This is a genomic window from Luteimonas sp. BLCC-B24, assembly GCF_028550595.1.
Taxonomy (GTDB): Bacteria; Pseudomonadota; Gammaproteobacteria; order Xanthomonadales; family Xanthomonadaceae; genus Luteimonas.
In genome coordinates, this window is the sequence record NZ_JAQQGN010000003.1 from 279,425 (window position 1) to 304,896 (window position 25,472).

Here is a 25,472-nt window from a genome sequence, read left to right on the forward strand (position 1 = left end):
CGCCGGCGTTGACGCGTCCGGCCGGCGCGTCGACGATGCCCGACGGTCGGGCGCCGCTCGACATCCGGGAGATGCGCGCAATGGAGGCATGGACATGCCGCGCCTGTGGACAGGCCAACGGCGCCGACTACGGGCTGTGCTGGCACTGCGGCACGGGGATCGAGGGCGCGCCGCCGCCGGCGGGCTTCGGGCGCGAGGACGAGTCGGCGTCCGCACGCCCGACGCGTGCGCCGGACTGCATGCGCTGCGGGGGGCCGATGCGCGCCCTGGGCCGGCTGCGCCTGCACGAGGGCTCGCAGGCGGCGCCGTTCCTGCTCGGCAATCTGGGCGAGCTGATGGTGCGGCGCCTGGACGTCGACGCGATCGCCTGCACCGGCTGCGGCAAGCTCGAGTTCTTCCTGCCGCAGGCGTGACGCGATGACGCCCGCGCATCGCGACGACGCGGCGTCGGCGCTGTCGGTGCGCGATCGCCTGTGCGAGGACATCGCGTCCGTCATCGACGACGGCGTGCGACCGAGCCGATGCTGATCGGCGCGGCGGCGTGGACGCGCGGGCTGTTCCTGGTTGCGCTCGGCGTGCTGGCCGCCGGTGCATTCGGAATCAAATGACTGCGCATGGGCCGATGCCGCTTCCGGATCGATGCCGAGGGCATCGCCCGCACTCCGCGTCGCGGTACGTCGGCCGTGCGCCGGGCACAGGTGCGTGCGGTCCGGCGGTATCGACGCGGCGATCTGGTCGAACTCGCCTCGGGGCGGTCCCGCTGCCGTTCCGAGTGTTCGACACCGGCGTGCGCACGCGTGTCGAAGCGTTCGCAGCCGATCTACTTTCGCCGTGACCGGCTCGTCGGCCCGCGCGCCACACGAGGCGCCGCCGACGCGCTGAGCGCGTCGGCGGACGCGTTCGGCGTCAGAAATCCCAGCGCGCCGACAGGGTCAGCGGCACCGAGAAGCGGCTGCCGGTGTCGTTGATCGAGGCCAGGCCGAGGCCGCCGATCGCACTGTCGTCGTCCTTGAGATCGGCGATGTAGCGCACGCCGCTGGCGAGGGTGACGCTGAAGCGTTCGCTCACCGGCATGATCACGCCGAGATCCAGACCGCCGGTGGCGATCCAGCCGGACTCGTAGAACGGGGCGTCGGCGATGGTGATGCCGGCATCGGGAATCTCGAACGTCGCGCGGATCTCGTCGACGCGGACGGCGCCGGCGCGCGCGCCGACGAAGGGGCGTGCATAGCCCGGCGTGCCGAAGTAGTAGCGGTAGCCGATCTCGGCCGAAACCGCCTTGTAGTCGCTGAAGGTGCCGAACACCGGAAGTTCGGTGGACAGGGCCGGCACGAAGGCGCCGCCCACGCGCACCGTGCCGTCGTCGGCCTCGGTGCGGCGCACCTGCCCGAACAGCTCGGAGCGGTCGTCGAACGCGTAGGCGAACTCCACGCCCACCGTGCCCGCCACGTCGTAGATGCGGTCGTGACCGCGGTCCCCGATGCGCAGTTCGGCATTGACGCCGGTCAGCGCGGGATTCAGCGGGCCGAGATCGGGCACGGCGGCAACGGCGCCGTCGTGCACGTCCCCACTGAGCGGGACATCGATGCCGCCGATCAGCGACAGGGACCAACGACCGGCCTCCGGGCCGGCAGCGTGTGCGGAGGTGGCCATCAGGGCGGCCAGGGGAGCGGTGAGCCAGATGCGCATGGTGTGTCTCCGGATGGGGCCGCCGGCGGGGGCCGACGGTCGCAACCTCTACGCGGCTCGGGCGCGCTTGGATTCCGGCCGGCGCGACGGGCCGCCGCGGATCCATCCGTGGCCGGTGCACGTATAGCTCGGGAACGCCCGCCGCCTGCCCCGATTCCGGACCTCACGCTCTGCTCACCCGCCCCATGACTAGCCTGCCGCGCCCCTCCGCTGCCCACCAGAAGGTCACGCCCTTGCGCGAGACTGGCCGAATGTCCCCGCTTCCCAACCAGCCGCGTGATGTCCGCTACTGGTCCGACCAGATGGCGCACGTGGCTGCGAGCCAGGACCAGGACAGCTTCCTGCGCATCTACGACCATTTCGCGCCGCGCCTGCACCGCTATCTGCTGGGGCTGGGCGCGCCGCCGTCGAAGGCCGAGGACCTGGTGCAGGATGCGATGCTGCGCGCGTGGCGCGGGGCCCGCCAGTTCGACGCCTCGCGCGCCTGCCTGGGCACCTGGCTGTTCCGGATCACCCGCAATCTCTACATCGACAGCGTGCGCCGGCGGGCCACCGTCGCCTACGGCGACGGCCTGCCGGAGGATTTCGAGATCGCGCTCGATGTCGAAGCCAGCGAGGCCAGCGCGCCGGAGCGCTACGTCGACGACGTCGGCCTGGACCGCGCGATCGAGGCCCTGCCGGCCACCCAGGCCCGTCTGGTGCGCATGTCCTTCCTCGAGGCGCGCAGTCACAGCGAGATCGCGAGCGAGCTCGGCATGCCGCTGGGCTCGGTCAAATCCACGCTGCGGCGTGCGTTCGCGCGGCTGCGCCGCGGGCTGACGGGGGCGGAGGCGTGAGCGTGCCGCAGCACCATCCCGATCCGTCGACCGTGCTGGCCTACGCGGCCGGCTCGCTGCCGACCGCCTTCGCCGCGGTACTCGCCGCCCATCTCGAGGTCTGCCCCAGCTGCCGCGCGGCCGTGCGCGATGCCGAACGTGCCGGTGCACGCCTGGTCGAGCAGCAGGACGGCGCCGCGCTGTCGCCCGGCGCCCGCGATGCACTGCGCGCACGCCTGGGCGGCACGGCGATGGCGCCGCGCCCGCTGCTGCACGAATCGACCCCCGTGCACGATCCGGACCTGCTGCCCGGGCCGTTGCAGCCGTTCTTCGGCCCCCGTTACAGCACACTGCGCTGGCGCCGCGTCGTCCCCGGCGTGCAGTACCTGCGGGCGGAGGCCGACACCGACGGCGGCCTGATGCTGCTGCGGATCGCGCCCGGTCGCGGCATTCCGCTGCACCGGCACGCCGGGCACGAGCTGACGATGATCCTCGACGGGGCCTATGCCGACGCACTCGGCCGGTTCGGCGCCGGTGACGTCGCCGATCTCGACGAGGACGTCGAGCACCAGCCGGTCACCGTCCCCGGCCGGCCCTGCATCTGCGTCGCGGCCACGGAAGCGCCGATGCGCTTCCATGGCTGGGCGGCGCGCGCGCTGCAGTCGGTGCTGCGCCTCTAGCCGCGGATCAGGCGGCGACGGGAACGGGCGCGTTGCCGGCGAGGATGCCGGCGGCGCGCAGTTCGGCCCACACGTCGCCCGGAATCGCCACCGACATCGAGGCGACGTTCTCCGCCACCTGCGCCGCATTGCGCGCGCCGGGCACGATGGCCGACACCACGTCCGGCGCATTGGCGAACTGCAGCGACACGGTGCGCAGGTCCACCCCGTGCGCGGCGACGATGCGCTGCGCGGTCGCGCGTTTTTCCCCGGCATCCGGCGGCACCGGCTGCGCGCCGTAGAGGTAGCGATCGCGCCCGGCGAGGAAGCCCGCCAGCAGCGGCGAACCGACGATCACCGAGATGTCGCGTTCGGCGAGCTTCGGGAACGTGTCGTCGAGTGCGCGCTGGTGGTCGAGCAGCGAGTACTGGCAGGCGAGCAGGAAGATGTCCGGGTCCGCCACCTCGATCGCGCGCAGCGCCGGGTCCGGCGTGTTCACACCCATGCCCCAGGCCTTGATCAGGCCTTCGTCGCGCATCCTGCTCAATTCGACGAAGGCCCCGGTGCGGGCCTGTTCGAAGTACTCGGTCCAGCGCTCGCCCATGTCGGCGTTGTCGGGCGAGAGATCGTGGATCAGCACGATGTCGATCGCATCGAGCCCCATGCGCTGCAGGCTGTCCTCGATCGAGCGGCGCGTGCCGGCCGCGCTGTAGTCGTAGCGGTAGTCGAACGGCGGCGGATCCTTCCAGCTGACCTTCGGCGTCTCCCGCGTCGCACTGAGCAGGCGGCCGACCTTGCTCGAGACCACGTATTCGTCGCGCGGCTTCTGCCCCAGCACGTGGCCGAGGCGCCGCTCCGAACGGCCGAGCCCGTACCAGGGCGAGGTGTCGAACAGGCGCATGCCGCCGTCCCACGCGGCTTCGATCGTCGCCTCGGCGTCCGCTTCGGTGACCACCGCCCAGTTGTTGCCGATCGGCGCGCAACCCAGGCCCACGCGCGAGGTCGGGCGATAACGGGGACCGCCGGCGGCGTTGGTCGGCAGGGCGACCGGCCGTTGCGTCCCGCGGGTGGGCAGCACGTCGCCGGGCGTGGTCTGGGCATGGACGCGCATGGGCGCGGCGGCCAGCGTGGCGGCGCCGAGCACGGCGGCGGACAGGAAGGTGCGGCGTGAGGGCATGGCGGATCTCCGGGGGCGAGGGATGCGACCATCGTCTTCGGCCGTCCGGCCACCCTGCATCGATGCTCGCGGCCCCACACCCTGTCAGCCGCCGTGGCGCGGCGACGTGAATCACCCGCGCCGTCGCCGCGGGGCGGCAGGCGCGTCGCGGCGGTCGCGCACGCCGTGGACCGTGCGCGACGCGGCGCCTCTCGCAGACCCGCCGGGCGCGCGTGCCGATGCGAGGGGGCGCCCGCGCTAGCGCAGCGTGACCGCCAGATCCCGGTTGACCAGCGCGGTATTGCCCGCCGCATCGCGCGCGGTGATGCGGACGATGTAGTCGTCCGGCGGCAGCGCATCCACCTGCCACAGGCCGGTGTCGAGGCGACCGTCGCGCACGGTGTTGGTGACGACGTAGCGGAAGCGGGTGCGCGCAGCGCCGTGCACGGTGATGCCGCTGTCGCCGGCATAGGCCACGCGGACGGCCTCGCGATGCGGCGGCATGCGGCTGAAATCCAGCGTCATCCGCGGCGTGCCCGAGCCCGGCAGGGCGCGGCCGTCGGCATGCAGGACCTGCCAGCCGAGGGCATGCAGGCCGAGGCGGCGCCGCGCGAGATTGCCGTCCACCTGGTCCCAGGCCTCGACGACGATCTGCACGCCGCCCGTGCCGCGCGGTACGACGACGCGACCGGCTTCGCGCGTGGTCAGCGGCGCGTCGAGTGCATCGCGCAGTTCGACGGCATCGATCCGCGGCGCCACCGTGTCGGTGAAATTCACGAAGCCCAGGCCCACCGCGTTGCGCTGGTAACCCGACGGGCCGACGATCAGATGCACATGCGCCTGCGGATTGACCGTGCCGACCGGGTCGCCGGCGGCGATGCGGGTGCCGCGCGCGATGCGCACGCGTGCCGGCCGGCCGTCGTCGCCGGTCAGCAGGGTGAAGCGCGGATCGAGCGCGCGGCCCTGGGCACTGCGGCCGACGCGGATGTGCATGTAGGTCAACGCATCGATCGCGACGTTCTCGGCCTGGTCGCCGAAGCGGCCCGCCGCCAGCGGACTGGACACCTTGGCGTCGGCGATCGCCAGCACCGGCGTGCCGACGTCGGCGCGGATGTCGAAGCCGTCGTGCAGGTGGCTGCGGCTCTCGCCCTGGAAGTTGCCGCGCACCTCGCCCATCGTGCCGACCACCTCGTGCCAGCCGTCCTGCGGGGCGAACGGCCAGCGGCCGCGCGTCTCCGGCAGCGGGGCGTCGGGCGCGGGACCGACGACGGCATTGCGCAGGTTCTGCTTCGCGCCGGTGTGCGGAACCAGGGTGATGCGATGCACGCGGTGCGCAGCGGCATCGGCGATCCACGCCTGTCCGCGTGCGTCGAGCGCGATGCCGGCCGGCCGGGCGAGGCGCTGGGCCATGTCGCGGCCGGTGAGCACGTGCACGCGGCCGTCCGCCGCGCGCTGCAGCACGCGGCCGCGGGCCAGTTCGGTGATGTAGAGCGTGCCGTCGCCGGCCATCGCCAGGGCCAGCGGCGCGCGCGGCAGATCGTCGGGATCGCTCGCATGCAGCGCCGGTGTCCGCACGCCGCTCGCATCGAGCATGCGCACGGCGCCGTTGCCGGTATCGGCGATCCACACGCGGCCCGCGTCGTCCAGCGCGAGTCCGGTCGGCGTGTCGAAGCGCGCGTCGGCGCCGACGCCGTCGACGAAGCCGGGTGCGTCGCCGCCGGCGAGTGTCGTGACCATGCCGTCACGGATCGCGCGGATCCGGTCGTTGTGGCTGTCGGCGACATAGACCGTGCCGTCGCCACCGACCGCGATACCGACCGGCGCATCGAAGCGCGCACCGTGCGCCGGCCCGTCGGCGAACCCGGCGCCGCCACCGCCGGCCAGCGTGGTCACCGCGCCCTGCGGGGTGATCCGGCGGATCGCATGGTTGCCGGTATCGGCCACGTACAGCACGCCGGCCGCGTCGATCGCCAGACCCGACGGCGTGTGCAGGCGGGCGGCGGTACCGGTGCCGTCGGCGAAGCCTTCCGCCCCGCCGGCCAGCGTGTCGACGCGGCCGTCCGCGTGCACGCGGCGGATCCGGTTGCCGTCGCCGCCTTCGGCCACGTACACCAGACCGGCCGCATCCAGCGCCACGCCGAAGGGATCGTCGAAGCGCGCCCGTGCACGTACGCCGTCGGCATGACCGCGGACGCCGTCACCGGCGATGCGGTCGACCCGCGCGGGCTGGGCGAACGGTGACGGCGGCGGCAGCTCCGCGCCGGGCGGCAGGCGCCGTTCGAACACGAACATCGCCACCAGCGCCAGCAGCCCGAGCGTCGCCACCGCCCACAGCGCCCGGCGCGCGCCCGGACGTCGCGACGCCCTCATGCGCATCCGCCCGGGACGGAGACGGCCGTGCGGCCGGCGCGGCGCGCACGCGCGCCGTCACCCGGCATCAGTCGAGCACGCGGCAGAACACCGCTTTGAGATACCGCGACTCCTGCACGTTGGCCAGGAACGGGTGGTCGGGGCCGGCGCCGGCCACGCGCAGCACCTGGATCGTGCGGCCCGAATAGAACGACGCGCGACGCAGCATGTCGAGGAACTGCTCCTCGCTGACCAGGCCGGTGCAGGAGAAGGTCGCGAACAGGCCGCCCGGCTTGACCACGCCCAGCGCCAGCCGGTTCATGTCGAGATATCTCTTCAGCGCCGGAATCACCTGGTCGCGGTCGCGGGTCATCTTGGCCGGATCCAGCACCACGACGTCGTAGCGGTCGCCGGCGTTGGCGGCGTCGCGCAGCCAGGGAAAGATGTCGGCCTGCACGAACCGTGGCCGGACGTCGTTGAGCCGGGCGTTGCCCTTGGCGATCTCGATCACGTCGCCGTCGATGTCCACGCCCACCACCTCGGCTGCGCCGCGCGCGGCGGCGTAGACGCCGAAGCCGCCGGTGTTGCAGCACAGGTCGAGCACGCGCTTGCCCGCCACCTGGCGACTCAGCCACTCGCGGTTCTCGCGCTGGTCGGCGAAGAAGCCGGTCTTGTGGGCGCCCGCGGGATCGGCGCGGAAGCGGATGCCGTGCTCGGTGATGATCGCGGGCTCGGCCGGCGTGCTGCCGCGGAAGTCGAAGCTCTCCTGCTTCTGCACGTGTTCGTCGGCGAAGCTGTGGAAGCGGCAGCCGGGGAACTGCTCGCGCATGGCCTCGAAGATCCACTCGCGATGGCGGAACGCGCCGGCGCTGAAGAACTCCACCACCAGCAGATCCGCGTAGCGGTCCACCACCAGGCCGCTGATGCCGTCGCCTTCGCTGTGCACCACGCGCCAGGCGTCCGACACCGCGTCCAGCCCCAGCACGTCGCGTCGCAGCGCCACCGCATCGGCGATCTTGCGCGAGAACCAGCCGGCATCCACCGGCACGTCGGGATCGGTCTCCAGAATGCGCACGGCGATGCGCGAGTGACCGTTGTAGAAGCCGCGGCCGATCCAGTCACCCTCCACGCCCAGCACGTCGACGATGCTGCCGGGCTTGGGCCGCTGGGCGGGCTTGTCGACCAGGCGCTGGAAGATCCACGGATGGCTGGAACGCCAGGCGTTCTTCAGGTGTACGGTCGGATTGGGTGCGTTCATGCCGCGATTTTAACGCGTGCACTTGCTGCCCACCCGCCGGATCCGGACAATCCGTCACCGAAGGGGAGTAGCTCCCGACGTACCGGCCGTCATTTCGAGCAGCGATGCTCCGGTCGTACGGCAGTCCGACGGACTGCGAGCAAGACCTTCGCCGCGATGGCGAAGGCGTGTCCCCGGTTTCCGTTCCCGGTTTCCGACGACGTCCCGCCACGGCGGCCGTCCTCCACACCGCTGCGGAAAATTCGATGGAAACGATTGGCAATCTCTGGTTATGGGCCGGCTTCGGCGGGCTCGTCGTACTCGCGTTGCTGGTCGACCTGGTGCTGATGCGCCACGGCGGCGCGCACAAGGTGACGTTCAAGGAAGCCTTGTTCTGGAGCCTGGGCTGGGTGGCGCTGGCGCTGCTGTTCAACGCCGGACTGTGGTGGTACCTGCACGAAACCGCCGGCGCGGCGCTCGCCAATCGCGTGGGCCTGGAGTTTCTGACCGGCTATCTGGTCGAGAAGGCGCTCGCGGTCGACAACATCTTCGTCTTCCTGATGTTGATGACGTATTTCGCGGTGCCCGAGGAACAGCGCCAGCGCGTGCTGATCATCGGCATCCTGCTGGCGATCGCGTTGCGGGCGATCCTGATCTTTGCCGGCGCGGCGCTGCTGGCGAAGTTCCACTGGCTGCTCTACGTGTTCGGCGCGTTCCTGCTGCTGACCGGGATCAAGATGTGGTTCGCCGCCGGCAAGGAACCCGATCTGGAAACCAATCCGCTGCTGCGCTGGATGACCGCGCACGTGCCCTTCGTGCGGCGCTACCACGGCAGCGCGCTGTGGCTCGGCCGGCCCGGGCGCCGCAAGTTCACCCCGCTGTTCATCGTGCTGGTGATGATCGGCATCACCGACGTGATCTTCGCGGTCGATTCGATTCCCGCGATCTTCGCCATCACCACCGATCCCTTCATCGTGCTGACGTCCAATGTGTTCGCCGTGCTCGGCCTGCGCGCGATGTTCTTCCTGCTCGCCGGCATGGCCGAACGCTTCCACCTGCTGCCCTATGGACTGGCGATCGTGCTGGTGTTCATCGGCGCCAAGATGCTGCTGCTCGATGTGTACAAGATTCCGGTGCTGTGGTCGCTGGGCGTGGTGGCGGCGATTCTCGCGGTGACGGTCGCACTGAGCCTGGCGCGGCCGCCGAAGCCCGTCGTCCAGACCTGACCGCGCGCCGCGGTCGCGACGTCAGGCCCGCGCCGGCAGTTCGACCTCGACGTCGCGATCGATCACCTGGTCGCGTCCGGCGCGCTTGGCGAGATACAGGCGCCGGTCCGCGATGGCGAGCAGGGCGTCGAGGTCGGCATCGCGGCCCGGGCGGGCATGGGCGATGCCGATCGACAGCGTGACCGGCACCTCGATGCCGTCCACGCGCACCGGCTGCGCGGCGACGGCGGCGCGCAGACGCTCGGCGCGGCGTCCGGCTTCGCCCGGCGACACGTCCGCGAGCAGCAGGCAGAACTCGTCGCCACCGAAGCGGCCGGCGAGATCGCCGCGCTGCAATGCGGCACGCAATGCGCCGGCGACCACGCCCAGCACGCGATCGCCGACGGCGTGGCCGTGCCGGTCGTTGACCGGCTTGAAGCCGTCGACATCGATCATCAGCAATGCGGCCAGGGTGTCCTCGCGGGGCGCGATGGCCAGCTGGCGGGCCACGCGCTCGAAGAACGCGCGGCGGTTGTCGAGGCCGGTCAGCGGATCGGCCGCCGCCAGGCCCTCGAGCAGGCGCTGCTGGCGTTCCAGCTGCGCCAGCACGAACGCGAAGGTCGCGAACACCGGCGCCAGCAGGAAATAGGCCAGCGCCAGTTGCTGGGCCGGGGTGATTCCGGCATCGAAGGCCGGCCCGGACTGCGGCTGCTGCCACTGTTCCAGCAGCCGCAGCACGCAGACCACGCCGGCGCCCACGTAGATGCCGATGACCACCCGCTCGGCGCCGTTGCGGCGCTCGCGGCGTCGATCGCGGCCGAGCGCCCACAGACCGAGCAGCAGCGACAGCAACGCGGCCGCCCAGAACATCGCGATGTGCTGCCGGGCGTCGGTGCCCGGCCACAGCATGGCCAGCGGCAGCACCAGCGCGGGCAGATACACCGGCCACGTGGCCCCGCCGCTGTCGCGCGGACCTCTCGCCAGCGCGCGCAGCAGCGCCGCATGACCGGCCACCAGCAGTCCGCAGGCCAGCGCCTGGACGCCGCCGCCGAGCACCGTGGGCGGCACGGCGAACAGCGGCCAGGCCGCGGCCTGCATCACCAGGCCGATGCCCCATTCACGCAGGCCTCGGCGCTCGCCCGTCCGCCCTCCGTGCCGCACCAGCCAGACCAGCGTCGCCAACGCGCCGCACAGCAGCACGAAGAGGGCCAGAAAGGTGATGCGCCACGGGTCCATGTCGGGGTCTGGAAACGCCTGAACGGGGGGAGCCGCGCACCCTAGCATCCGCCCCGTGGCCGCCCCGTCCGCGGTTGCACCGGCTGTTCAGGCGCGACCGTGGGCGCGGCCCGCCTTGCATCGCGCGCCGCCGCCGCCATTGTGGTCGCATGCATCTCGACAGCCCCGACGCGCCCGCCGATCCCGAGGCCCAGCGCCGCCACGACCGCCAGCGCCTGTCCAACGCGCTCAAGGCCAGCATCGCCTTCGTGCTGCTGCTGGTGATCGCCTTCGGCCTGCAGGCCGCCCTCGACTGGCGGCCGCTGGCGGTGCGGCCGGGCGAGTGGGCGGGCCTGCCCGGTCTGCTGACCGCGCCGCTGCTGCACGGCTCGCCCGAGCATCTGGTCGCCAACGCCAGCGCCCTGTTGCTGCTGGGCTCGCTGGCGCTGGCGGTGTACCCGAAGGCGACGCTGCGCGGTCTGCCGCTGATGTGGCTGGGCTCGGGCCTCGGCGCGTGGCTGATGGGCGATCCCGGCAGCCATCATCTCGGCGCCAGCGGCGTGACCCACGGCCTGATGTTCCTGGTGTTCGTGCTCGGCCTGTTGCGCCGGGACCGGCCGTCGATCGCCGCGGGCATGATCGCGTTCCTGTTCTACGGCGGCATGCTGCTGACCATCCTGCCGCAGGAGCCGGGCGTGTCCTGGCAGTCGCACATGGGCGGCGCACTCGGCGGTGTGCTGGCCGCGTTCTGGTTCCGGCGTGCCGACCCGGTGCCGCCGCGCAAGCGCTACAGCTGGGAGATCGAGGAAGAGGAGGCCGAACGTGCCGCGCTCGAGGCGCGCGAGACGTTCGAGCCGCCGGCGCCCGCACGCGTGCCGGTGCTGTGGGATCGGCCGCAGGACGCACGCGGGGTGGTCCTCGAATTCCCGCGCCGCCCGCGACCCGGCGAGGCCGTGCCCGACGACCGCGGCCCGACCGACCGTCCGCACGATCCGCGCGGCTGAGCCGTCACGCACGCGCCGCCAAGCGCAGACCGCGCGGGACCAGCCCGCGCTCGATTCCCTCGAACAGGCCCTGCACCGCCAGCGCCAGCAGCGCCGCCGGCACGGCGCCTTCGAGGATCAGGCCGAGGTCGTCGAGACGGATGCCGGTGAGGATCGGCTGGCCGTAGCCGCCGGCGCCGATCAGCGCGCCCAGCGTCGCGGTGCCGACGTTGATCACCGCGGCGGTCTTGATGCCGGCCAGGATCGTGCGCAGCGCCAGCGGCAGTTCCACGCGCAGCAGGCGCGTCGACGCGGGCAGGCCGATCGCCGCCGCGGTCTCGCGCAGGTCGCGCGGAATGCCGGTGAGCCCGGCATGCGTATTGCGCACGATCGGCAGCAGGCTGTAGAGGAACAGTGCGGCGATCGCCGGGCCGGCCCCGATGCCGAACAGCGGAATCATGAAGACGAACACCGCCAGCGACGGCAGCGTCTGCAGCAGGCCGGTCAGCGTCAGCACCGCCTGGCCCAGGCGCGGGCGACGCGCGGCCAGCACCCCGAGGGGCAGCGCGACCAGCAGCGCCGCACCCAGCGAGAGTCCGACCAGGGTCAGGTGTTCGCGGGTGCGCTGCCACAGGCGCGCCGCGCGGCCGTCGCCCGCGTCCGTGTCCGTGTCCAGCCCCAGCCAGTCGGCGGCCACCGCGGCGTCGGTCTCGCGGTCCAGCTTCACCCGGCCGTTGAGGCGCTGCATCGTCGCCGCATCGATGCGGCCTTCGAGACCGTGCAGCGCGGTGACCGCGGCCGGCGCGCGCGTCGCGAGATCGGCGCGGTAGAGCAGCACCGCGGCGTAGGACGGGAAGTAACCGCGATCGTCGTCCAGCACGACGAGGTCGTAATACGGAATCTCGGCATCGGTGGCGTAGAGGTCGGTCGCGTCGATCGCGCCCGAAGCCAGGGCGCGATAGGCGAGATCGTGGTCCAGTCCGTCCGGGTGATGCGGCAGGCCGTAGGCCGTGCGCAGGCCGGGCCAGCCGTCGGCGCGCGAGACGAACTCGTTGCTCAGCCCCAGGCGCAGTGTCGGGTGGGCGGCGAGGTCGGACAGCCGTGTGATGCCCAGCGCCGCCGCGCGTTCGCGGCGCATGCCGATCGCGTAGCGGTTGTCGAAGCCGAGCGGCGCGGTCATCGCGAGGCCGGCCGGCGCCAGCGCGGCCTCGAGTGCGGCCCGGTCGGCGCCGGGCATGCGCAGCAGCTCCTCGGCCAGCGTGCCGGTGTATTCGACGTAGGCGTCGATGCTGCCCTCGCCCAGCGCCCGCCACAGGATGCGGGTGCCGCCGAGCTGGCGCCGGTGCTGCGCCTCCACGCCCGCCTCGCGCACGGCCAGCGTCGCCACCTCGCCCAGCAGCACGCCTTCGGTGAAGTTCTTCGAGCCGAGGGTCACCGCGGGCGTCGCCCGGGCCTGCGCGCAGGCGGCGAGCAGGCACAGCAGCGCCACCAGCCGGACCGCGATGCTCATCGCGCGGCCCCGTCGACGCTCCGCTGCGCGCGCATGAAGGCCGCGACGAACTCATCGGCCGGCGCATCGAGCAGGGCGCGTGCCGGGCCCTGCTGTGCGATCCGGCCGTCGCGCAGCAGCACCACGGTGTCGGCGAACCAGACGGCCTCGGCCACGTCGTGGGTCACCAGCACCACGGTCTTGCCGAGGCGTTCGAACAGCGCACGCATCTGGCCTTGCAGGTCGTGACGGACGATCGGGTCCAGCGCGCCCAGGGGCTCGTCGAGCAGCAGCACGTCCGGGTCGAGCATCAGCGCCCGGATCAGGCCGACGCGCTGGCGCTGGCCGCCGGAGAGTTCCGCCGGGTACCGGCGCAGCGCATCGTCCGGCAGCCGGCACAGCGCGGCGAGTTCGGCGATGCGCGCTTCGATGCGTGCCCGCGGCCAGCCCAGGGTGCGCGCGAGCAGCGCGATGTTGCCGGTGGCGTCGAGATGCGGGAACAGGCCGCCTTCCTGGATCACGTAGCCGATGCGCCGGCGCAGCGCCGGCAACTGCGCGCGCTGCAGCGGCGCGCCGTCGAACCGCACCTCGCCGCTGTCGGGCCACTCCAGCCCCAGGAGCATGCGCAGCACGGTGGATTTGCCGGCGCCGCTGGGCCCGATCAGCGCGGTCGTGCGGCCGGGCGCGACGTGCAGGTCCACGCCGGTCAGGCCGGTGGTCCGGCCGAACCGGCGATGCACCTGCTGCAGATCGAACATGGCCGCACCTTAGCAGCGCCCGGCGTTGCCGAACCTGCATCCGCCGCGCACGGGCCCCGACGCACCGCCGGCCTCGACGCGCTGCCGGGCGCAGCGGCTGCGCGTGCTACCGTCGCCGCCTCGCGCTCCGGAGCCCGCCATGTCCCGCGTCGTCCTGTCCGTCTGTGCCGCGCTGCTGCTGGTGGCCTGCGAGCGCGCGCCCGTCGCGCCCGAGGCCGGTGCGCCGATGCCCGAGACACCGGCGGTCGCCAACGACACGCCGGCCGGACAGCGCATCGAGGCCGATGTGCGCACGCTCGCCGACGACCGCATGGAGGGCCGCCTGACCGGCAGCGCCGGTTACGACCTCGCCAGCCGCCACGTGGCCGCGCGCTTCAAGGCCATCGGCCTGGAGCCGGCCGGCGACGACGGCGACTGGTTCCAGCGCGTGCCACTGACGCGTGCGGTGGTGGTGCGCGACGGTGCGCGTCTGGACATCACCCGCAACGGACGCACGCTCCGCCTGCGCTTCGGCGACCAGTTCCTGCCGCTGCCCAACTTCAACACCACCGACAGCACGGTCACCGCGCCGGCGGTGTTCGTCGGCCAGGCGATCGACGCGCCCGAACTGGGCCACGACGACTTCCGCGGGATCGATCTGCGCGGGCGGATCGCCGTGGTCTTCGGCGGCGCGCCCGACACCTTCCCGCCCACCCAGCGCGCCCATTACAGCGCCAGCCGGGCCAAGGCCGAGGCGGTGGCGTCGCGCGGCGCGATCGGCCTGCTGATGGTCAATACGGCAGCCGACGAGGCCGGCCAGCCCTGGGCACGCACCGCCGGCCGCTGGAACCAGCCGTCGATGCGCCTGCGCGGCACCGACGGCGCCGCGGTCGACGGGTTTCCGCAACTGCGTGCGACCGCGATCGTCGCCGCGGCCGCGGCCGACCTCGTCTTCGCCGACGGGCCGCGCACCGCCACCCAGCTGTTCGACGCCGCGCGTGACGGCACCCTGGCCCCGTTCGCGCTGCCCGGGCGCATGACCATCGCCGGCCGCACCCGGATCGACCGGCTGGAGTCGCGCAACGTGCTGGCGCGCCTGCCCGGCCGTGATCCCGCGCTGGCCGGCGAGAGCATCGTGCACACGGCGCATCTCGACCACATCGGCATCGGCCCGGCCGTCGACGGCGACACGCTCTACAACGGCGCGATCGACAATGCGCTGGGTGTGGCGATCATGCTCGAGGCCGCGCACGCGCTGCGCGAGGCCGAGCAGGCACCGAAGCGCTCGGTGGTCTTCGCCGCGCTCACCGGCGAGGAACAGGGCCTGCTCGGCGCGACCTGGCTGGCGCGCTATCCCACTGCCGGCGTCGGGCGTGCGGTCGCCAACATCAACATCGACATGCCGGTACTGACCGCCCCGACCCGTGACGTGGTCGCGATCGGCGTGGAGCATTCCACGCTGCGGGCCGCGGTGGACCGCGCCGCGGCCGAGGTCGGGGTCGAGGTCTCGCCCGATCCCTTCCCCGAGGAAGTCGCGTTCGTGCGCAGCGACCAGTACGCCTTCGTGCGTGCCGGCATTCCCGCGGTGTATCTGGATGCCGGCGTCGCGCCCGCCAACGAAGGGCAGGATCCGAAGGTCGCCGCGACCTGGTTCCTGCGCAACTGCTATCACCGGCCCTGCGACCAGGTGGACCTGCCGATCCAGTACGGCGACGCCGCCCGGCTGGCGCAGGTGAGTGCGGCACTGAGCCGGGTGATCGGGGATGACGCGGCGGCGCCGCGCTGGAATCCGGGTGACTTCTTCGGCACCCGCTTCGGCGGGGGAGACGCCGCGCCGCGCTGAGCGCGGCGCCGGGATCAGGTCGCGCCGGTGGTGTCGGCGGCGTCGGCGCCGTCGGGCTCGCCGATGAAGGCGGGCAGTTCGATGATGAAACGCGCGCCGCCGCCCTCGCGGTCCTCGTACCAGAGCTGGCCGCCGAGGTTGACGATGATCTGCTTGGCCAGCGACAGGCCGAGGCCGCTGGAGCGGCCGTCGTCGGTGCCGGCGTGGGCCAGGCGCTGGAACGGCCGGAACAGCGCATGCTGCAGGTCGCGGGCGATGCCCGGGCCGCGGTCCTCGATCAGCAGCTGCCAGAAGCCGGCACCGCCGCTGCGCAGCGAAATGTCGACGTGGCTCTGCGGTGCGTACTTGATCGCATTGGTGACCAGGTTCTCGGCCACTTGGCGCAGCACCAGCATGTCCACCGCCACCATCGCGGGCACGTCCGGCGCCCGCACCTGCAGGGCCACGCCGCGGTCCTCGAACTGCAGCGCGTAGCGGTCGACCAGCCAGTCCACCACGTCGCGCAGCGCGCTGGCCCGGCGCGGCGTGTCGGTATGGCGCGAGGTGTCCTGGGTCTCGAGATAGCGCCGGATGTAGCCCAGCGCGTCTTCCGCGCTCTCGTGGATCATCCGGTGGTAGCGCGGCACGCGCTCGGGCTTGGTCTCGCCCTTCATCAGCATGTCGCTGGCGAACCAGATGCTCGACAGCGGGTTCTTCAGATCGTGCGCGACCAGGTTCACCAGCTCCTGGCGTTCGCGGGCGATGCGCTCGAGGCGGTCGCGGGTCTGCTTCAGGCCGACGTGGGCGTTGACCCGCGCCAGCAGTTCCTCCGGCATGAAGGGCTTGGTCACGTAGTCGACCGCGCCGGCGTCGAATGCGCGCAGCAACAGCTCGCGGTCCTGGGCCACGGTGAGGAACACCACCGGCAGGCGCAGCAGGTCCGGGTTCTGCTTGATCTCGCCGAGCAGGGTGAAGCCGTCCATGTTCGGCATCAGCATGTCGAGCAGGACCAGGTCCGGACGTAGCTCCGGCAGCATCGCCAGGGCTTCGGCGCCGTCGCCCGCGGTGATGACCTCGTAGCCGTGCCGGCTCAGCAACGAGCTGACCACGCGCAGGTTCGCGGGCTGGTCGTCGACCACGAGAATGCGACCGCTGGCGTTGACTTGATTCGGCATGGGTTCCAGAAAAGCGGCCGGAAAGGACGCCGCGATGCGGCAGCGCGGGACATGCGCGCCGCAGACGTTAACAGAAATGAACATCGGCGCGCCGTGCGCCAACGCGCCGGGATCAAGTCGCCAACGTGCGCCAAGTGCCCGGAGCCAGATCGTCCAGCCGCCACGGCCCGATCGCCACCCGGACCAGGCGCAGCGTCGGCAGGCCGACCGCCGCGGTCATGCGCCGGACCTGGCGGTTGCGGCCCTCGTGGATCGTGAGTTCCAGCCAGGCGTCGGGCACGGTCTTGCGCACGCGCACCGGCGGGTCGCGCGGCCACAGTGCCGGTGCGGGGTCCAGCAGCGCCGCCCGGGCCGGACGGGTGAGGCCGTCCTTGAGCACCACGCCCTCACGCAATTGCTGCAGCTGCGCCGGCGACGGTGTCCCCTCGACCTGCACCCGATAGGTCTTGGGCAGCTTGTGGCGCGGATCGGTGATGCGGTGGGCCAGCGGCCCGTCGTCGGTCAGCAGCAACAGCCCTTCACTGTCGTGATCGAGGCGGCCGGCCGCATACACGCCGGCCGGCAACCCGAACCCGGCCAGCGTCGGCCGCGGCGGCGTGCTGCGGTCGGTGAACTGGCACAGCACGCCGTGGGGTTTGTTGAAGGCCAGGAGCATGGGATTGGTGATTCGTGATTGGTGATTCGAAACAGCGGGGGTGACGCGATCGTGCCGTTGCCGGCTTGAGTACAGAGCTCGCCCCTCCGACGCGCGCGATGCGGTCGCAGGAGCGGCTTTTACCAATCACCAATCACGAATCACCAATCACGGCCTTTCAGGGCTTCACAAACCGCAGCGTCATCCGGTCGCTCTCGCCGATCGCGGCGTAGCGCGCGGCGTCCTGGGGCTCGTGGCGGTTGGTCGGCGGAAGCGTCCAGACCCCATTGGGGTGGTCGCGGGTGTCGCGCGGGTTGGCGTTGATCTCGCTGCTGCCGTCGACGCGGAAGCCGGCGGCCTGGGCGAGGGCGATCACCTGGGACTGGCCGACGTAGCCGCTGCGGTCGCCGTCGGGCACGTCGCCGCGCGCGCGGTGTTCGACCACGCCGAGCACGCCGCCCGGGCGCAGCACGTCGTAGAAGCCCTTGAACATCGCCTCGGCCTGGCCCGACATGCGCCAGTTGTGCACGTTGCGGAACGTCAGCACGACGTCGGCCGAGTTCGCCGGGCCGAAGCGCGGCGCCGCCGGATCATAGGCGACCATGCGCGCGCGGCCGAACTGCGCGGGCGCGGCATCGAAGCGCGCCTGCAGGCCGTCGCGCTGGGCCTGCTGGTAGTCGCGCGCGCGGCCTTCGGCGGCCGCCGCGGGATCGACGATCGCAGCGATGTACTGGCCGCTCTCGTTGAGATACGGCGCCAGGATCTCGGCGTACCAGGCGCCGCTGCCGGGCGTGATCTCGATGACCGTCTGCCCCGGGCGCACGCCGAAGAAGCGCAGCGTTTCGGCCGGACGACGCGCGGCGTCGCGGGCGCGGTTCTCCGGGCTGCGCCACGCGCCGGCGATCGCGGCATCGAGCCGGGCGGCATGGCCGGCGTCCACATCGGCGGCGCTATCGGCGCGGGTCTGCGGGCCGCTGCATGCGGTGAGAGCGAGCAACATGGCGCCGAGCAGGAGACTGCGTTGCATGAGCGGACACTCCGGATTCCAGGGTGGCGCAAGGGTGCCACAAGCCGCGCCGCCGCGCGGTTGTGGCGCAATGCGGCGCGCCCGGCGAACCGTGCGGAACACTGTTTTGCGCGCCGGCTGCACGCGGGCGCCGCCGCGCGCTGCCTATGCTGGGCGCCCTTTGCAACAGGACCGCGCCATGGCCGAACGTGCTCTCGGACGCTCCGGGCTGACGGTGTCGCCGCTGGCCTTCGGCGGCAACGTCTTCGGCTGGAGCGCGGACGCGGCGACGTCGCACGCCCTGCTCGACGAATGCGTGGCCCTGGGCCTCAACCTCGTCGACACCGCCGACGCGTATTCCGCGTGGGTGGCGGGCAATGCGGGCGGCGAGTCGGAAACCCTGATCGGCCAGTGGTTGCAGAAGACCGGCAAGCGCGATCGCGTGGTGATCGCCACCAAGGTCGCGAAGTGGGCACCGCGCAAGGGCCTGGCACCGGCCAACATCCAGGCCGCGTGCGAGGATTCGCTGCGCCGTCTGCGCACCGATGTCATCGATCTCTACCAGGCCCACGAAGACGACCCCACGGTGCCGCTGGAAGACACGCTGGGCGCGTTCGCGCGCCTGATCGAACAGGGCAAGGTGCGTGCGATCGGCGCCTCGAACTATTCCGCCGCGCGCCTGGCCGAGGCGCTGGACCTCGCGCGCCGGCACGGCCTGCCGCGCTTCGAGACCCTGCAGCCGGAATACAACCTCGTCGACCGCGCCGGCTACGAGTCCGAACTCGAACCGCTGGTGCGCACGCACGACATCGGCGTGATCGGTTACTACGCGCTGGCCAGCGGCTTTCTCAGCGGCAAGTACCGCAGCGAGGCCGATGCCGCGAAGAGCCCGGCACGCGGCGCGCAGGTGGTCCGGCGGTATCTCAATCCGCGCGGCAAGCGCATCCTCGCCGCGCTCGACGACGTCGCCTGCCGGCACGCGGCCTCGGTCGCCCAGGGCGCGCTGGCGTGGCTCATCGCCCGGCCCGGCATCACCGCGCCGATCGTCAGCGCCACCAGCGTCGCCCAGCTGCGCGAGCTCGCCGCGGCGCGCACGCTGCTGCTGTCCAAGGCCGACATCGCCGCGCTCGATGGCGCCAGCAGCGGCGGCTGACTCTGCACGTCGGCATGGCGGCGTCCGGCGCATGCTGCGCGCTCGTCTTCCAGGACCCTCGACCATGACGACCGATTCCCTCACCCGCATCGTGCTGGCCGCTCGCCCCGAGGGCGCACCCACGGCCGCCGACTTCCGTATCGAGACCGCGCCGATGCCCGCGCCGCGCACCGGCCAGGTGCTGCTGCGCAACCGCTGGCTGTCGCTCGATCCCTACATGCGCGGACGCATGAATGCCGGCCGCTCGTATGCCGCGCCGGTGGAGATCGGCGAGGTCATGGACGGCGGCACGGTGTCCGAAGTGGTGCAGTCGCTGCATCCGGCCTGGTCGCCCGGCGACCTCGTGCTCGCGCACGCCGGCTGGCAGAGCCACGCCGTCGTCGACGGCGAGACCCTGCGCCGCAAGCTCGATCCGGCCGGTCTGCCGCCGCAGACCGCACTCGGCGTGCACGGCATGCCCGGTTTCACCGCCTACGCCGGCCTGCACGAGATCGGCAAACCCCAGCACGGCGAGACCGTCGTCGTCGCCGCGGCCAGTGGCCCGGTCGGCGCCACCGTCGGCCAGATCGCGCGCCTGCGCGGTGCGCGCGTGGTGGGCATCGCCGGCGGCCCGGACAAGGTGGCGCACGTGAAGCACGACCTCGGCTTCGACGTCGCGCTCGACCACCGCGCCGACGACTTCGCCGAGCAGCTCGCGGCCGCCTGCCCGGATGGGATCGACGTGTACTTCGAGAACGTCGGCGGCAAGGTCTTCGACGCGGTGCTGCCGCTGCTCAACGATTTCGCACGCATTCCGGTGTGCGGCCTGGTGGCCCACTACAACGCCACCGGCCCCGCGCCCGGTCCGGACCGCGTGCCGCAGTTGATGTCGCTGATCCTCACCCGGCATCTGACGGTGCGCGGTTTCATCCAGCACGATTTCATCGCGCTGTATCCGGAGTTCGTGCGCGAGATGGGCCGTTGGCTGCGCGACGGCCGCATCCGCTATCGCGAGGATGTCGTGGAAGGGCTGGAGAATGCACCGGAGGCGTTCATCGGGATGCTCGAAGGCAAGAACTTCGGCAAGTTGCTGGTGAAGATCGCGGATTGAGCGGCCGTGCGGTCTGCGGGCCGGACGCGTGCTGCGCAGGACACGAAGCGTGCGCCCGTGTCGCTCTGCCTCGTTGCGTAAGTTGATTCGTTCCGTGAGGTCTCGTGCTGACGCAGCGAACATGCTGGCGGCGGTGCCATTGCGGTTGCTGTTGCCGTTGCTTCGTCGGAGCAATGACGCGCCGGCATACCTTCCAGACCCGTAGGGCGCCGCCCATGGATGGGCGGCGTTTTTCGACCGAGCCATGGATGGCGAGTCGAAAAATCCCGGAACGAATGAAGGGCCGGATTTGCTTCGTCGAGGAGGCCCTTTCTTTTGCTTACTTTTCTTTGGGCCAACAAAGAAAAGTGAGCCGCTCGCCGGCAGGCGAGTGGAAGCTGTGCACTTGTTCTTCTCAGGTATCCAAAGCGAGATCAAACGCTTTCGTCCGCTGGCGCGGCCGAGTTCATTTCTTTTGGTAGACCCCAAAAGAAACGGAACCAAAGAAAAACGTCTCCCCGACGAAGCGAACCCGGTGAGTCGTTCGTTCCGGGATTTTCCGACTCGCCCTCCTGGCTCGGTCGGAAAACGCCGCCCATCCATGGGCGGCGCCCTCCGGGTCTGGCGAGGGCGCGGACACATCATTGTCCAGCGAAGCCGAAGCCGAAGCCGAAGCCAAAGCCGACGCCAAAGCCAAAGACAACGACAAAGCCGAAGTCGAAGCAAGCAGAGCTGTTGCGTCAGTACCGGGGTCGCGATGGAGACGTCTGTCGCTCACCAGGCACACGAGGGATGTCGACCTCGTGTACGTCACGGCGCACGCCATCGCCAGGCGCCACCGGGGCCATGGCACGAGAGTTCGCGAGCCCAACCCCACAACGCGACAGGCCCGCCGAAGCGGGCCTGTCGATCACACGTTGACGCGGTCGTTTACTGCTTCAGCGAATCGATCGCCGCATTGAGCGTCGTGCTCGGCCGCATCGCCGCACGGACCTTGGTCAGGTCGGGGTGGTAGTACCCGTCGATTTCGACCGGCGTGCCCTGCGCGCCGTTGAGCTCGGACAGGATCGCCGTCTCGCCCTCGGTCAGGGCCTTGGCCACCGGTGCGAACGTCGCCTTGAGGTCGGCGTCGTCGCCTTGGTCGGCCAGCGCCTGCGCCCAGTACTGGGCGAGGTAGAAGTGGCTGCCGCGGTTGTCGAGCTCGCCGACCTTGCGCGCCGGCGAGCGGTTCTCGTCGAGGATGCGGCCGTTGGCGACATCGAGCGCGGCGGCCAGCACTTTGGCCTTCGGGTTGTCGTAGGCGTTGCCCAGATGTTCGAGTGAGGCGGCCAGCGCGAGGAACTCGCCCAGCGAATCCCAGCGCAGGTAGTTCTCCTCGACGAACTGCTGCACGTGCTTGGGCGCGCTGCCGCCGGCGCCGGTTTCGAACAGGCCGCCACCGGCCATCAGCGGCACGATCGAGAGCATCTTGGCGCTGGTGCCCAGTTCCATGATCGGGAACAGGTCGGTCAGATAATCACGCAGCACGTTGCCGGTGACCGAGATCGTGTCCTCGCCGGTGCGGATGCGCGCGAGCGAGAACGTGGTCGCCTCGACCGGCGGCAGGATGCGGATGTCCAGACCGTTCGTGTCGTGATCCTTGAGATACGTTTCGACCTTGGCGATCACCTGCGCGTCGTGCGCACGGCTCCTGTCGAGCCAGAACACCGCCGGTGTGTCCGACAGGCGCGCGCGGTTCACCGCCAGCTTCACCCAGTCCTGGATCGGCGCGTCCTTGGTCTGGCACATGCGCCAGATGTCGCCGCTCTCGACCGCGTGTTCGAACACCACGTTGCCGTCGCCGTCGGTGACGCGCACGGTGCCGTCGCCGGGGATCTGGAAGGTCTTGTCGTGGCTGCCGTATTCCTCGGCCTTCTGCGCCATCAGGCCGACATTGGGCACCGAGCCCATCGTCGCCGGGTCGAAGGCGCCGTTGGCGCGGCAGTCGTCGATGACCGCCTGGTAGACGCCGGCGTAGCAGCGGTCCGGGATCACGGCCTTGGCGTCCTGCAGTTTGCCGTCGGCGTTCCACATGCCGCCCGAGTCGCGGATCATCGCCGGCATCGACGCGTCGACGATGACATCCGACGGCACGTGCAGATTGGTGATGCCCTTGTCGGAGTTGACCATCGCGAGCTTCGGGCGCTGCGCGTAGAGCGCGTCGATGTCGGCGCGGATCGCGTCCTGCTGGTCCTGCGGCAGCGACGTGATGCGCGCGTACAGGTCGCCGATGCCGTTGTTGGCGTCGAAGCCGACCTGCTTCAGCGCGTCGGCGTGCCTGGTCAGCACGTCACGGTAGAACGCCTCGACGACGATGCCGAACATGATCGGATCCGACACCTTCATCATCGTGGCTTTCAGGTGCAGCGAGAACAGCACGTCCTGCGCCTTGGCGTCTTCGATCTGCGCCTCGATGAAGCTGGCGAGCGCCTTGCGCGACATCACCGCGGCATCGACGATCTCGCCGGCCTGCACCTTCACCGCGTCCTTGAGCACGGTCGTCGCGCCATCCGCGCCGACCAGTTCGATTTTCAGCGCGCCGGCCTCGGCGATCGTCGCCGAACGCTCGCTGCCGTAGAAGTCACCCTCGCTCATGTGCGCGACGTGCGACTTCGAATCGCCCGCCCACTTGCCCATGCGATGCGGATGCTTGCGCGCGAACGCCTTCACCGACTTCGGCGCGCGGCGATCGGAATTGCCCTCGCGCAGCACCGGATTCACCGCGCTGCCCTTGGTGCGGTCGTAGCGGGTCTTGATCTCGGTCTCGTCGTCCGACTTCGGCGTGTCGGGATAGTCGGGCAGATCGAAGCCCTGGCCCTGCAGCTCCTTGATCGCCGCCTTCAGCTGCGGCACCGAGGCGCTGATGTTGGGCAGCTTGATGATGTTGGCCTCGGGCGTGGTCGCCAGCTGGCCGAGTTCGGCGAGGTGATCGCCGATCTTCTGGGTGTCGGTCAGCCGTTCCGGGAATTGCGCCAGGATGCGTCCGGCCAGCGAGATGTCGCGCGTTTCGACCGCGATGCCGGCAGGCTTCGTGAACGCCTCGACGATCGGCAGCAGCGACTGCGTCGCCAGGTACGGAGCTTCGTCGGTCAGCGTGTAGAGAATCTTCGGCGTATCGGACATGCGGGCGTGTCTCGTCTGGAAGCGGGGGAGAGGGCGCGGCCGGCGCGCGTCGCGGCGCCGTGTGGCCGCATGCGCCGGCCCATCCGCGGTGCACCGGGCCGTCGGCCCGGTGCGCGGAGGTGCAGCGGGTCGATTGTCGCGCGTTTGGCGCCAGCGGGAAACGGCGTGGACGGGCGCAGCGGGACATACGGGACAGCACGGCGCGTGACGGGCCGGCGCCGCGCGTGCGTTGCGGCGGCGCCGTCATGCCCGCCGGCGTGGACGCCGGCTCATCGCACCGAGAACGTCCGGGTTTCGACGCTGGTGCCGTCGAGCTGGACCTCGAGCGTGTAGCTGCCGGTCGGCCAGCCGTCGGGATGCTGGATGTCGAAGGCGACGACCTGCGGGCCGGCGGGGACATCGGCGTCGGTGCTGCGCACCAGCTGGCCGGCCTCACCATAGGTCCAGCGTGCGGTCAGGCGCGCGGCGCTGCCGCCATCGGTGCCGACCGAGGCGTAGATGGTGTCGGTGGTTGCGAACTCCGAGGCCGGCGTCGCGACCCGGTTCTCCTCGTCGACTGCATTGCCCAGCTCGACGCTGGTGACCGCCGCCGGTGCCGGCGCTGGCGGCTCGGGCGCGGGCGGCGGTGCGGCCTGCGTCGCCGGCGGCGGCGTCGCGGGCGCAGGGGCATCGCGGTTGCAGGCGGCCAGCAGCAGCGTGGCGGCGACTGCGCCGGCCAGAGGAAGAATCGCGGATCGGGTCATGAAGCGCTCCGGAGCTCACAGTTGAGGAAAGGCGATGCGGCCGCAGTTCAATCCGCCGGCAGTTGCAGCACCTGGCCGGCGTGGATGCAGTCGGGATCGTCGAGCACGTCGCGGTTGGCCGCGTAGATCTCGGTCCAGCGGTCCGCCCGGCCGTAGACCTGCTCGGCGATGGTCGACAGGGTGTCGCCCTTGCGGACCACGTGGGTGCGCAGCGGCGCATTCGCGGCGCCGGGGTCCGGCGGCTCGGGACTTGTCATCGCGGGATCCTCCACACTGGATCGAGGCGGCAGGCTCCCACCCGCGGCGTTAAGAAACCATCGCGCCTACTGGCGCAGTTCACGTCGTACCGGATCGGGCGCATGGCCGGGCGTCGCGCGCCAGGGATTGATGTCCAGCCCGCCGCGGCGCGTGTAGCGCGCTTCCACCGACAGCGCGGCCGGCGCGCCCACGCGCAGCAGATCCAGGAAGATGCCTTCCACGCACTGCTCGTGGAAGCCGGCATGGTCGCGGTAGGACACGAGATAGCGCAGCAGCCCGGCGGGGTCGAGACGCGGCCCGTGCCAGTCGATGTGCACGCTGGCCCAGTCGGGCTGGCCGGTGACCGGGCAGTTGGATTTCAGCAGCTGGGAGACCAGGCGCTCGTGCAGCGGCGCGGCATCGACCACGCGCAGGTGCGCGGGGTTGGGCGGACCGTAGTCGTCGATGTCGATGTCGAGCGCGTCGAGATCGACGAGACCTGCATCGATTCCGTCCGCGAACGCCGGCAGTCCGAACGCGACGTCGACCGCCGCGCCGGCGGCCGCCGAGACGTCGTCGACGATGCGCGTGCGCGCGGCTTCGGGATCGTCGAAGCGGGTGGTGTTGAGCGAGTTGAGGTAGAGCTTCAGCGATTTCGATTCGACCAGATGCGGCGAGTCCGCCGGCACCGTCAGCGTGGCGGTGGCGACGACCGGCTTGCCGCGGCCGTCCAGCCAGCCCAGTTCGTAGGCGTGCCAGCGGTCGTGACCGGCGAACGGCAGCGGGGTGCCGGCGTCGAGCCCGAGTTCGGCGCGTGCCGGCGCGCGCGGAATCGGGAACAGCAGCGAGGCGTCGTACCGATCCGGATAGGCGACGCTGCGGCCGAGGCTGGAATCCTGGGGGGTGCTCATGCGCGCATTCTAGTCGCCACGCGCGC

At 71.4% G+C, this 25,472-nt stretch carries 22 protein-coding genes; 8 read left to right on the top strand and 14 right to left on the bottom strand.

From position 1 onward, the window contains the following. The first annotated feature begins 80 nt into the window (after nucleotides 1-80). Nucleotides 81-413, top strand: coding sequence for a hypothetical protein (locus tag PQS31_RS09120; protein WP_272762396.1), 333 nt, complete (start codon nucleotides 81-83; stop codon nucleotides 411-413). Between the two features lie 493 nt (nucleotides 414-906). On the opposite strand, the gene PQS31_RS09125 is transcribed toward PQS31_RS09120, so the two are convergent. Further along, nucleotides 907-1,689 carry a hypothetical protein gene (locus PQS31_RS09125; protein ID WP_272762397.1) on the bottom strand — a complete coding sequence of 261 codons (783 nt, stop codon included), beginning with the start codon at nucleotides 1,687-1,689 and terminating at the stop codon, nucleotides 907-909. 251 nt (nucleotides 1,690-1,940) lie between these two features. On the opposite strand from PQS31_RS09125, the gene PQS31_RS09130 reads away from it, so the two are divergent. Continuing rightward, the gene (locus PQS31_RS09130; RefSeq protein WP_272762398.1) at nucleotides 1,941-2,525 is read left to right on the top strand and encodes a sigma-70 family RNA polymerase sigma factor; all 585 of its coding nucleotides are present in this window, start codon (nucleotides 1,941-1,943) and stop codon (nucleotides 2,523-2,525) included. A gap of 2 nt (nucleotides 2,526-2,527) precedes the next feature. Beyond that, nucleotides 2,528-3,184, top strand: a complete 657-nt coding sequence (locus PQS31_RS09135; protein ID WP_272762399.1) for a ChrR family anti-sigma-E factor — start codon at nucleotides 2,528-2,530, stop codon at nucleotides 3,182-3,184. 7 nt (nucleotides 3,185-3,191) lie between these two features. On the opposite strand, the gene PQS31_RS09140 is transcribed toward PQS31_RS09135, so the two are convergent. From PQS31_RS09140 to PQS31_RS09150, 3 genes are all read right to left on the bottom strand, one after another. After that, nucleotides 3,192-4,340 carry an aldo/keto reductase gene (locus PQS31_RS09140; protein ID WP_272762400.1) on the bottom strand — a complete coding sequence of 383 codons (1,149 nt, stop codon included), beginning with the start codon at nucleotides 4,338-4,340 and terminating at the stop codon, nucleotides 3,192-3,194. Between the two features lie 237 nt (nucleotides 4,341-4,577). Next, nucleotides 4,578-6,689 (bottom strand): gluconolaconase, encoded by a 2,112-nt coding sequence (locus PQS31_RS09145; protein WP_272762401.1) that lies wholly within the window; start codon nucleotides 6,687-6,689, stop codon nucleotides 4,578-4,580. A gap of 67 nt (nucleotides 6,690-6,756) precedes the next feature. Further along, nucleotides 6,757-7,926 carry a class I SAM-dependent rRNA methyltransferase gene (locus tag PQS31_RS09150; protein ID WP_272762402.1) on the bottom strand — a complete coding sequence of 390 codons (1,170 nt, stop codon included), beginning with the start codon at nucleotides 7,924-7,926 and terminating at the stop codon, nucleotides 6,757-6,759. Between the two features lie 245 nt (nucleotides 7,927-8,171). Here PQS31_RS09150 and PQS31_RS09155 point away from each other — a divergent pair, with 245 nt between their 5' ends. Further along, on the top strand, nucleotides 8,172-9,131 hold the full coding sequence (locus tag PQS31_RS09155; RefSeq protein WP_272762403.1) for a TerC family protein: 960 nt from the start codon (nucleotides 8,172-8,174) through the stop codon (nucleotides 9,129-9,131). 21 nt (nucleotides 9,132-9,152) lie between these two features. Here the strand turns inward: PQS31_RS09155 and PQS31_RS09160 are convergent, their stop codons facing one another. Then, complete coding sequence (locus PQS31_RS09160) at nucleotides 9,153-10,346, bottom strand: GGDEF domain-containing protein (protein WP_272762404.1); 1,194 nt, start codon at nucleotides 10,344-10,346, stop codon at nucleotides 9,153-9,155. Nucleotides 10,347-10,495: 149 nt separating this feature from the next. Between PQS31_RS09160 and PQS31_RS09165 the strand changes: the two genes are divergently transcribed. Continuing rightward, complete coding sequence (locus PQS31_RS09165) at nucleotides 10,496-11,329, top strand: rhomboid family intramembrane serine protease (protein WP_272762405.1); 834 nt, start codon at nucleotides 10,496-10,498, stop codon at nucleotides 11,327-11,329. A 4-nt stretch (nucleotides 11,330-11,333) separates the two neighbouring features. Here PQS31_RS09165 and PQS31_RS09170 read toward each other — a convergent pair whose 3' ends face one another. Together PQS31_RS09170 and PQS31_RS09175 are read right to left on the bottom strand one after the other, a co-directional pair. Then, nucleotides 11,334-12,818: a glycine betaine ABC transporter substrate-binding protein gene (locus PQS31_RS09170; RefSeq protein WP_272762406.1), complete on the bottom strand. Its 1,485-nt coding sequence runs from the start codon at nucleotides 12,816-12,818 to the stop codon at nucleotides 11,334-11,336. Next, nucleotides 12,815-13,555: an ATP-binding cassette domain-containing protein gene (locus tag PQS31_RS09175; RefSeq protein WP_272762407.1), complete on the bottom strand. Its 741-nt coding sequence runs from the start codon at nucleotides 13,553-13,555 to the stop codon at nucleotides 12,815-12,817. Before PQS31_RS09175 ends, PQS31_RS09170 begins: the two co-directional genes overlap by 4 nt. A gap of 139 nt (nucleotides 13,556-13,694) precedes the next feature. Here PQS31_RS09175 and PQS31_RS09180 point away from each other — a divergent pair, with 139 nt between their 5' ends. Continuing rightward, nucleotides 13,695-15,377, top strand: coding sequence for a M28 family metallopeptidase (locus PQS31_RS09180; RefSeq protein WP_272762408.1), 1,683 nt, complete (start codon nucleotides 13,695-13,697; stop codon nucleotides 15,375-15,377). 14 nt (nucleotides 15,378-15,391) lie between these two features. Here PQS31_RS09180 and PQS31_RS09185 read toward each other — a convergent pair whose 3' ends face one another. The 3 genes from PQS31_RS09185 to PQS31_RS09195 all read right to left on the bottom strand — a co-directional run bounded on the left by PQS31_RS09185 (nucleotide 15,392) and on the right by PQS31_RS09195 (nucleotide 18,192). Next, nucleotides 15,392-16,531: a HAMP domain-containing sensor histidine kinase gene (locus PQS31_RS09185; RefSeq protein WP_272762409.1), complete on the bottom strand. Its 1,140-nt coding sequence runs from the start codon at nucleotides 16,529-16,531 to the stop codon at nucleotides 15,392-15,394. Nucleotides 16,532-16,643: 112 nt separating this feature from the next. Then, a complete protein-coding gene (locus tag PQS31_RS09190) occupies nucleotides 16,644-17,186 on the bottom strand; it encodes a pseudouridine synthase (protein ID WP_272762410.1) in 543 nt (180 codons plus the stop codon). A gap of 157 nt (nucleotides 17,187-17,343) precedes the next feature. Next, nucleotides 17,344-18,192, bottom strand: a complete 849-nt coding sequence (locus tag PQS31_RS09195; protein ID WP_272762411.1) for a methyltransferase — start codon at nucleotides 18,190-18,192, stop codon at nucleotides 17,344-17,346. Between the two features lie 178 nt (nucleotides 18,193-18,370). On the opposite strand from PQS31_RS09195, the gene PQS31_RS09200 reads away from it, so the two are divergent. Together PQS31_RS09200 and PQS31_RS09205 are read left to right on the top strand one after the other, a co-directional pair. After that, nucleotides 18,371-19,324, top strand: a complete 954-nt coding sequence (locus PQS31_RS09200; protein ID WP_272762412.1) for an aldo/keto reductase — start codon at nucleotides 18,371-18,373, stop codon at nucleotides 19,322-19,324. Between the two features lie 64 nt (nucleotides 19,325-19,388). Beyond that, nucleotides 19,389-20,414 carry an NADP-dependent oxidoreductase gene (locus tag PQS31_RS09205; RefSeq protein ID WP_272762413.1) on the top strand — a complete coding sequence of 342 codons (1,026 nt, stop codon included), beginning with the start codon at nucleotides 19,389-19,391 and terminating at the stop codon, nucleotides 20,412-20,414. Between the two features lie 909 nt (nucleotides 20,415-21,323). Here PQS31_RS09205 and PQS31_RS09210 read toward each other — a convergent pair. The 4 genes from PQS31_RS09210 to queF all read right to left on the bottom strand — a co-directional run bounded on the left by PQS31_RS09210 (nucleotide 21,324) and on the right by queF (nucleotide 25,446). Beyond that, nucleotides 21,324-23,555 carry an NADP-dependent isocitrate dehydrogenase gene (locus tag PQS31_RS09210; protein WP_272762414.1) on the bottom strand — a complete coding sequence of 744 codons (2,232 nt, stop codon included), beginning with the start codon at nucleotides 23,553-23,555 and terminating at the stop codon, nucleotides 21,324-21,326. Nucleotides 23,556-23,824: 269 nt separating this feature from the next. Further along, nucleotides 23,825-24,298: a hypothetical protein gene (locus PQS31_RS09215; RefSeq protein ID WP_272762415.1), complete on the bottom strand. Its 474-nt coding sequence runs from the start codon at nucleotides 24,296-24,298 to the stop codon at nucleotides 23,825-23,827. 47 nt (nucleotides 24,299-24,345) lie between these two features. Beyond that, nucleotides 24,346-24,555 (bottom strand): LysM peptidoglycan-binding domain-containing protein, encoded by a 210-nt coding sequence (locus tag PQS31_RS09220; RefSeq protein ID WP_272762416.1) that lies wholly within the window; start codon nucleotides 24,553-24,555, stop codon nucleotides 24,346-24,348. A gap of 66 nt (nucleotides 24,556-24,621) precedes the next feature. Beyond that, nucleotides 24,622-25,446: an NADPH-dependent 7-cyano-7-deazaguanine reductase QueF gene (gene queF / locus PQS31_RS09225; protein WP_272762417.1), complete on the bottom strand. Its 825-nt coding sequence runs from the start codon at nucleotides 25,444-25,446 to the stop codon at nucleotides 24,622-24,624. Nucleotides 25,447-25,472: the final 26 nt, after the last annotated feature.

Coding starts and splice junctions, on each gene's coding strand:
- PQS31_RS09120 (WP_272762396.1), top strand. CDS start 81: ATGGAGGCATGGACATGCCGCGCCTGTGGACAGGCCAACGGCGCCGAC.
- PQS31_RS09125 (WP_272762397.1), bottom strand. CDS start 1,689: ATGCGCATCTGGCTCACCGCTCCCCTGGCCGCCCTGATGGCCACCTCC.
- PQS31_RS09130 (WP_272762398.1), top strand. CDS start 1,941: ATGTCCCCGCTTCCCAACCAGCCGCGTGATGTCCGCTACTGGTCCGAC.
- PQS31_RS09140 (WP_272762400.1), bottom strand. CDS start 4,340: ATGCCCTCACGCCGCACCTTCCTGTCCGCCGCCGTGCTCGGCGCCGCC.
- PQS31_RS09145 (WP_272762401.1), bottom strand. CDS start 6,689: ATGAGGGCGTCGCGACGTCCGGGCGCGCGCCGGGCGCTGTGGGCGGTG.
- PQS31_RS09150 (WP_272762402.1), bottom strand. CDS start 7,926: ATGAACGCACCCAATCCGACCGTACACCTGAAGAACGCCTGGCGTTCC.
- PQS31_RS09155 (WP_272762403.1), top strand. CDS start 8,172: ATGGAAACGATTGGCAATCTCTGGTTATGGGCCGGCTTCGGCGGGCTC.
- PQS31_RS09160 (WP_272762404.1), bottom strand. CDS start 10,346: ATGGACCCGTGGCGCATCACCTTTCTGGCCCTCTTCGTGCTGCTGTGC.
- PQS31_RS09165 (WP_272762405.1), top strand. CDS start 10,496: ATGCATCTCGACAGCCCCGACGCGCCCGCCGATCCCGAGGCCCAGCGC.
- PQS31_RS09170 (WP_272762406.1), bottom strand. CDS start 12,818: ATGAGCATCGCGGTCCGGCTGGTGGCGCTGCTGTGCCTGCTCGCCGCC.
- PQS31_RS09175 (WP_272762407.1), bottom strand. CDS start 13,555: ATGTTCGATCTGCAGCAGGTGCATCGCCGGTTCGGCCGGACCACCGGC.
- PQS31_RS09180 (WP_272762408.1), top strand. CDS start 13,695: ATGTCCCGCGTCGTCCTGTCCGTCTGTGCCGCGCTGCTGCTGGTGGCC.
- PQS31_RS09185 (WP_272762409.1), bottom strand. CDS start 16,531: ATGCCGAATCAAGTCAACGCCAGCGGTCGCATTCTCGTGGTCGACGAC.
- PQS31_RS09190 (WP_272762410.1), bottom strand. CDS start 17,186: ATGCTCCTGGCCTTCAACAAACCCCACGGCGTGCTGTGCCAGTTCACC.
- PQS31_RS09195 (WP_272762411.1), bottom strand. CDS start 18,192: ATGCAACGCAGTCTCCTGCTCGGCGCCATGTTGCTCGCTCTCACCGCA.
- PQS31_RS09200 (WP_272762412.1), top strand. CDS start 18,371: ATGGCCGAACGTGCTCTCGGACGCTCCGGGCTGACGGTGTCGCCGCTG.
- PQS31_RS09205 (WP_272762413.1), top strand. CDS start 19,389: ATGACGACCGATTCCCTCACCCGCATCGTGCTGGCCGCTCGCCCCGAG.
- PQS31_RS09210 (WP_272762414.1), bottom strand. CDS start 23,555: ATGTCCGATACGCCGAAGATTCTCTACACGCTGACCGACGAAGCTCCG.
- PQS31_RS09215 (WP_272762415.1), bottom strand. CDS start 24,298: ATGACCCGATCCGCGATTCTTCCTCTGGCCGGCGCAGTCGCCGCCACG.
- PQS31_RS09220 (WP_272762416.1), bottom strand. CDS start 24,555: ATGACAAGTCCCGAGCCGCCGGACCCCGGCGCCGCGAATGCGCCGCTG.
- queF (WP_272762417.1), bottom strand. CDS start 25,446: ATGAGCACCCCCCAGGATTCCAGCCTCGGCCGCAGCGTCGCCTATCCG.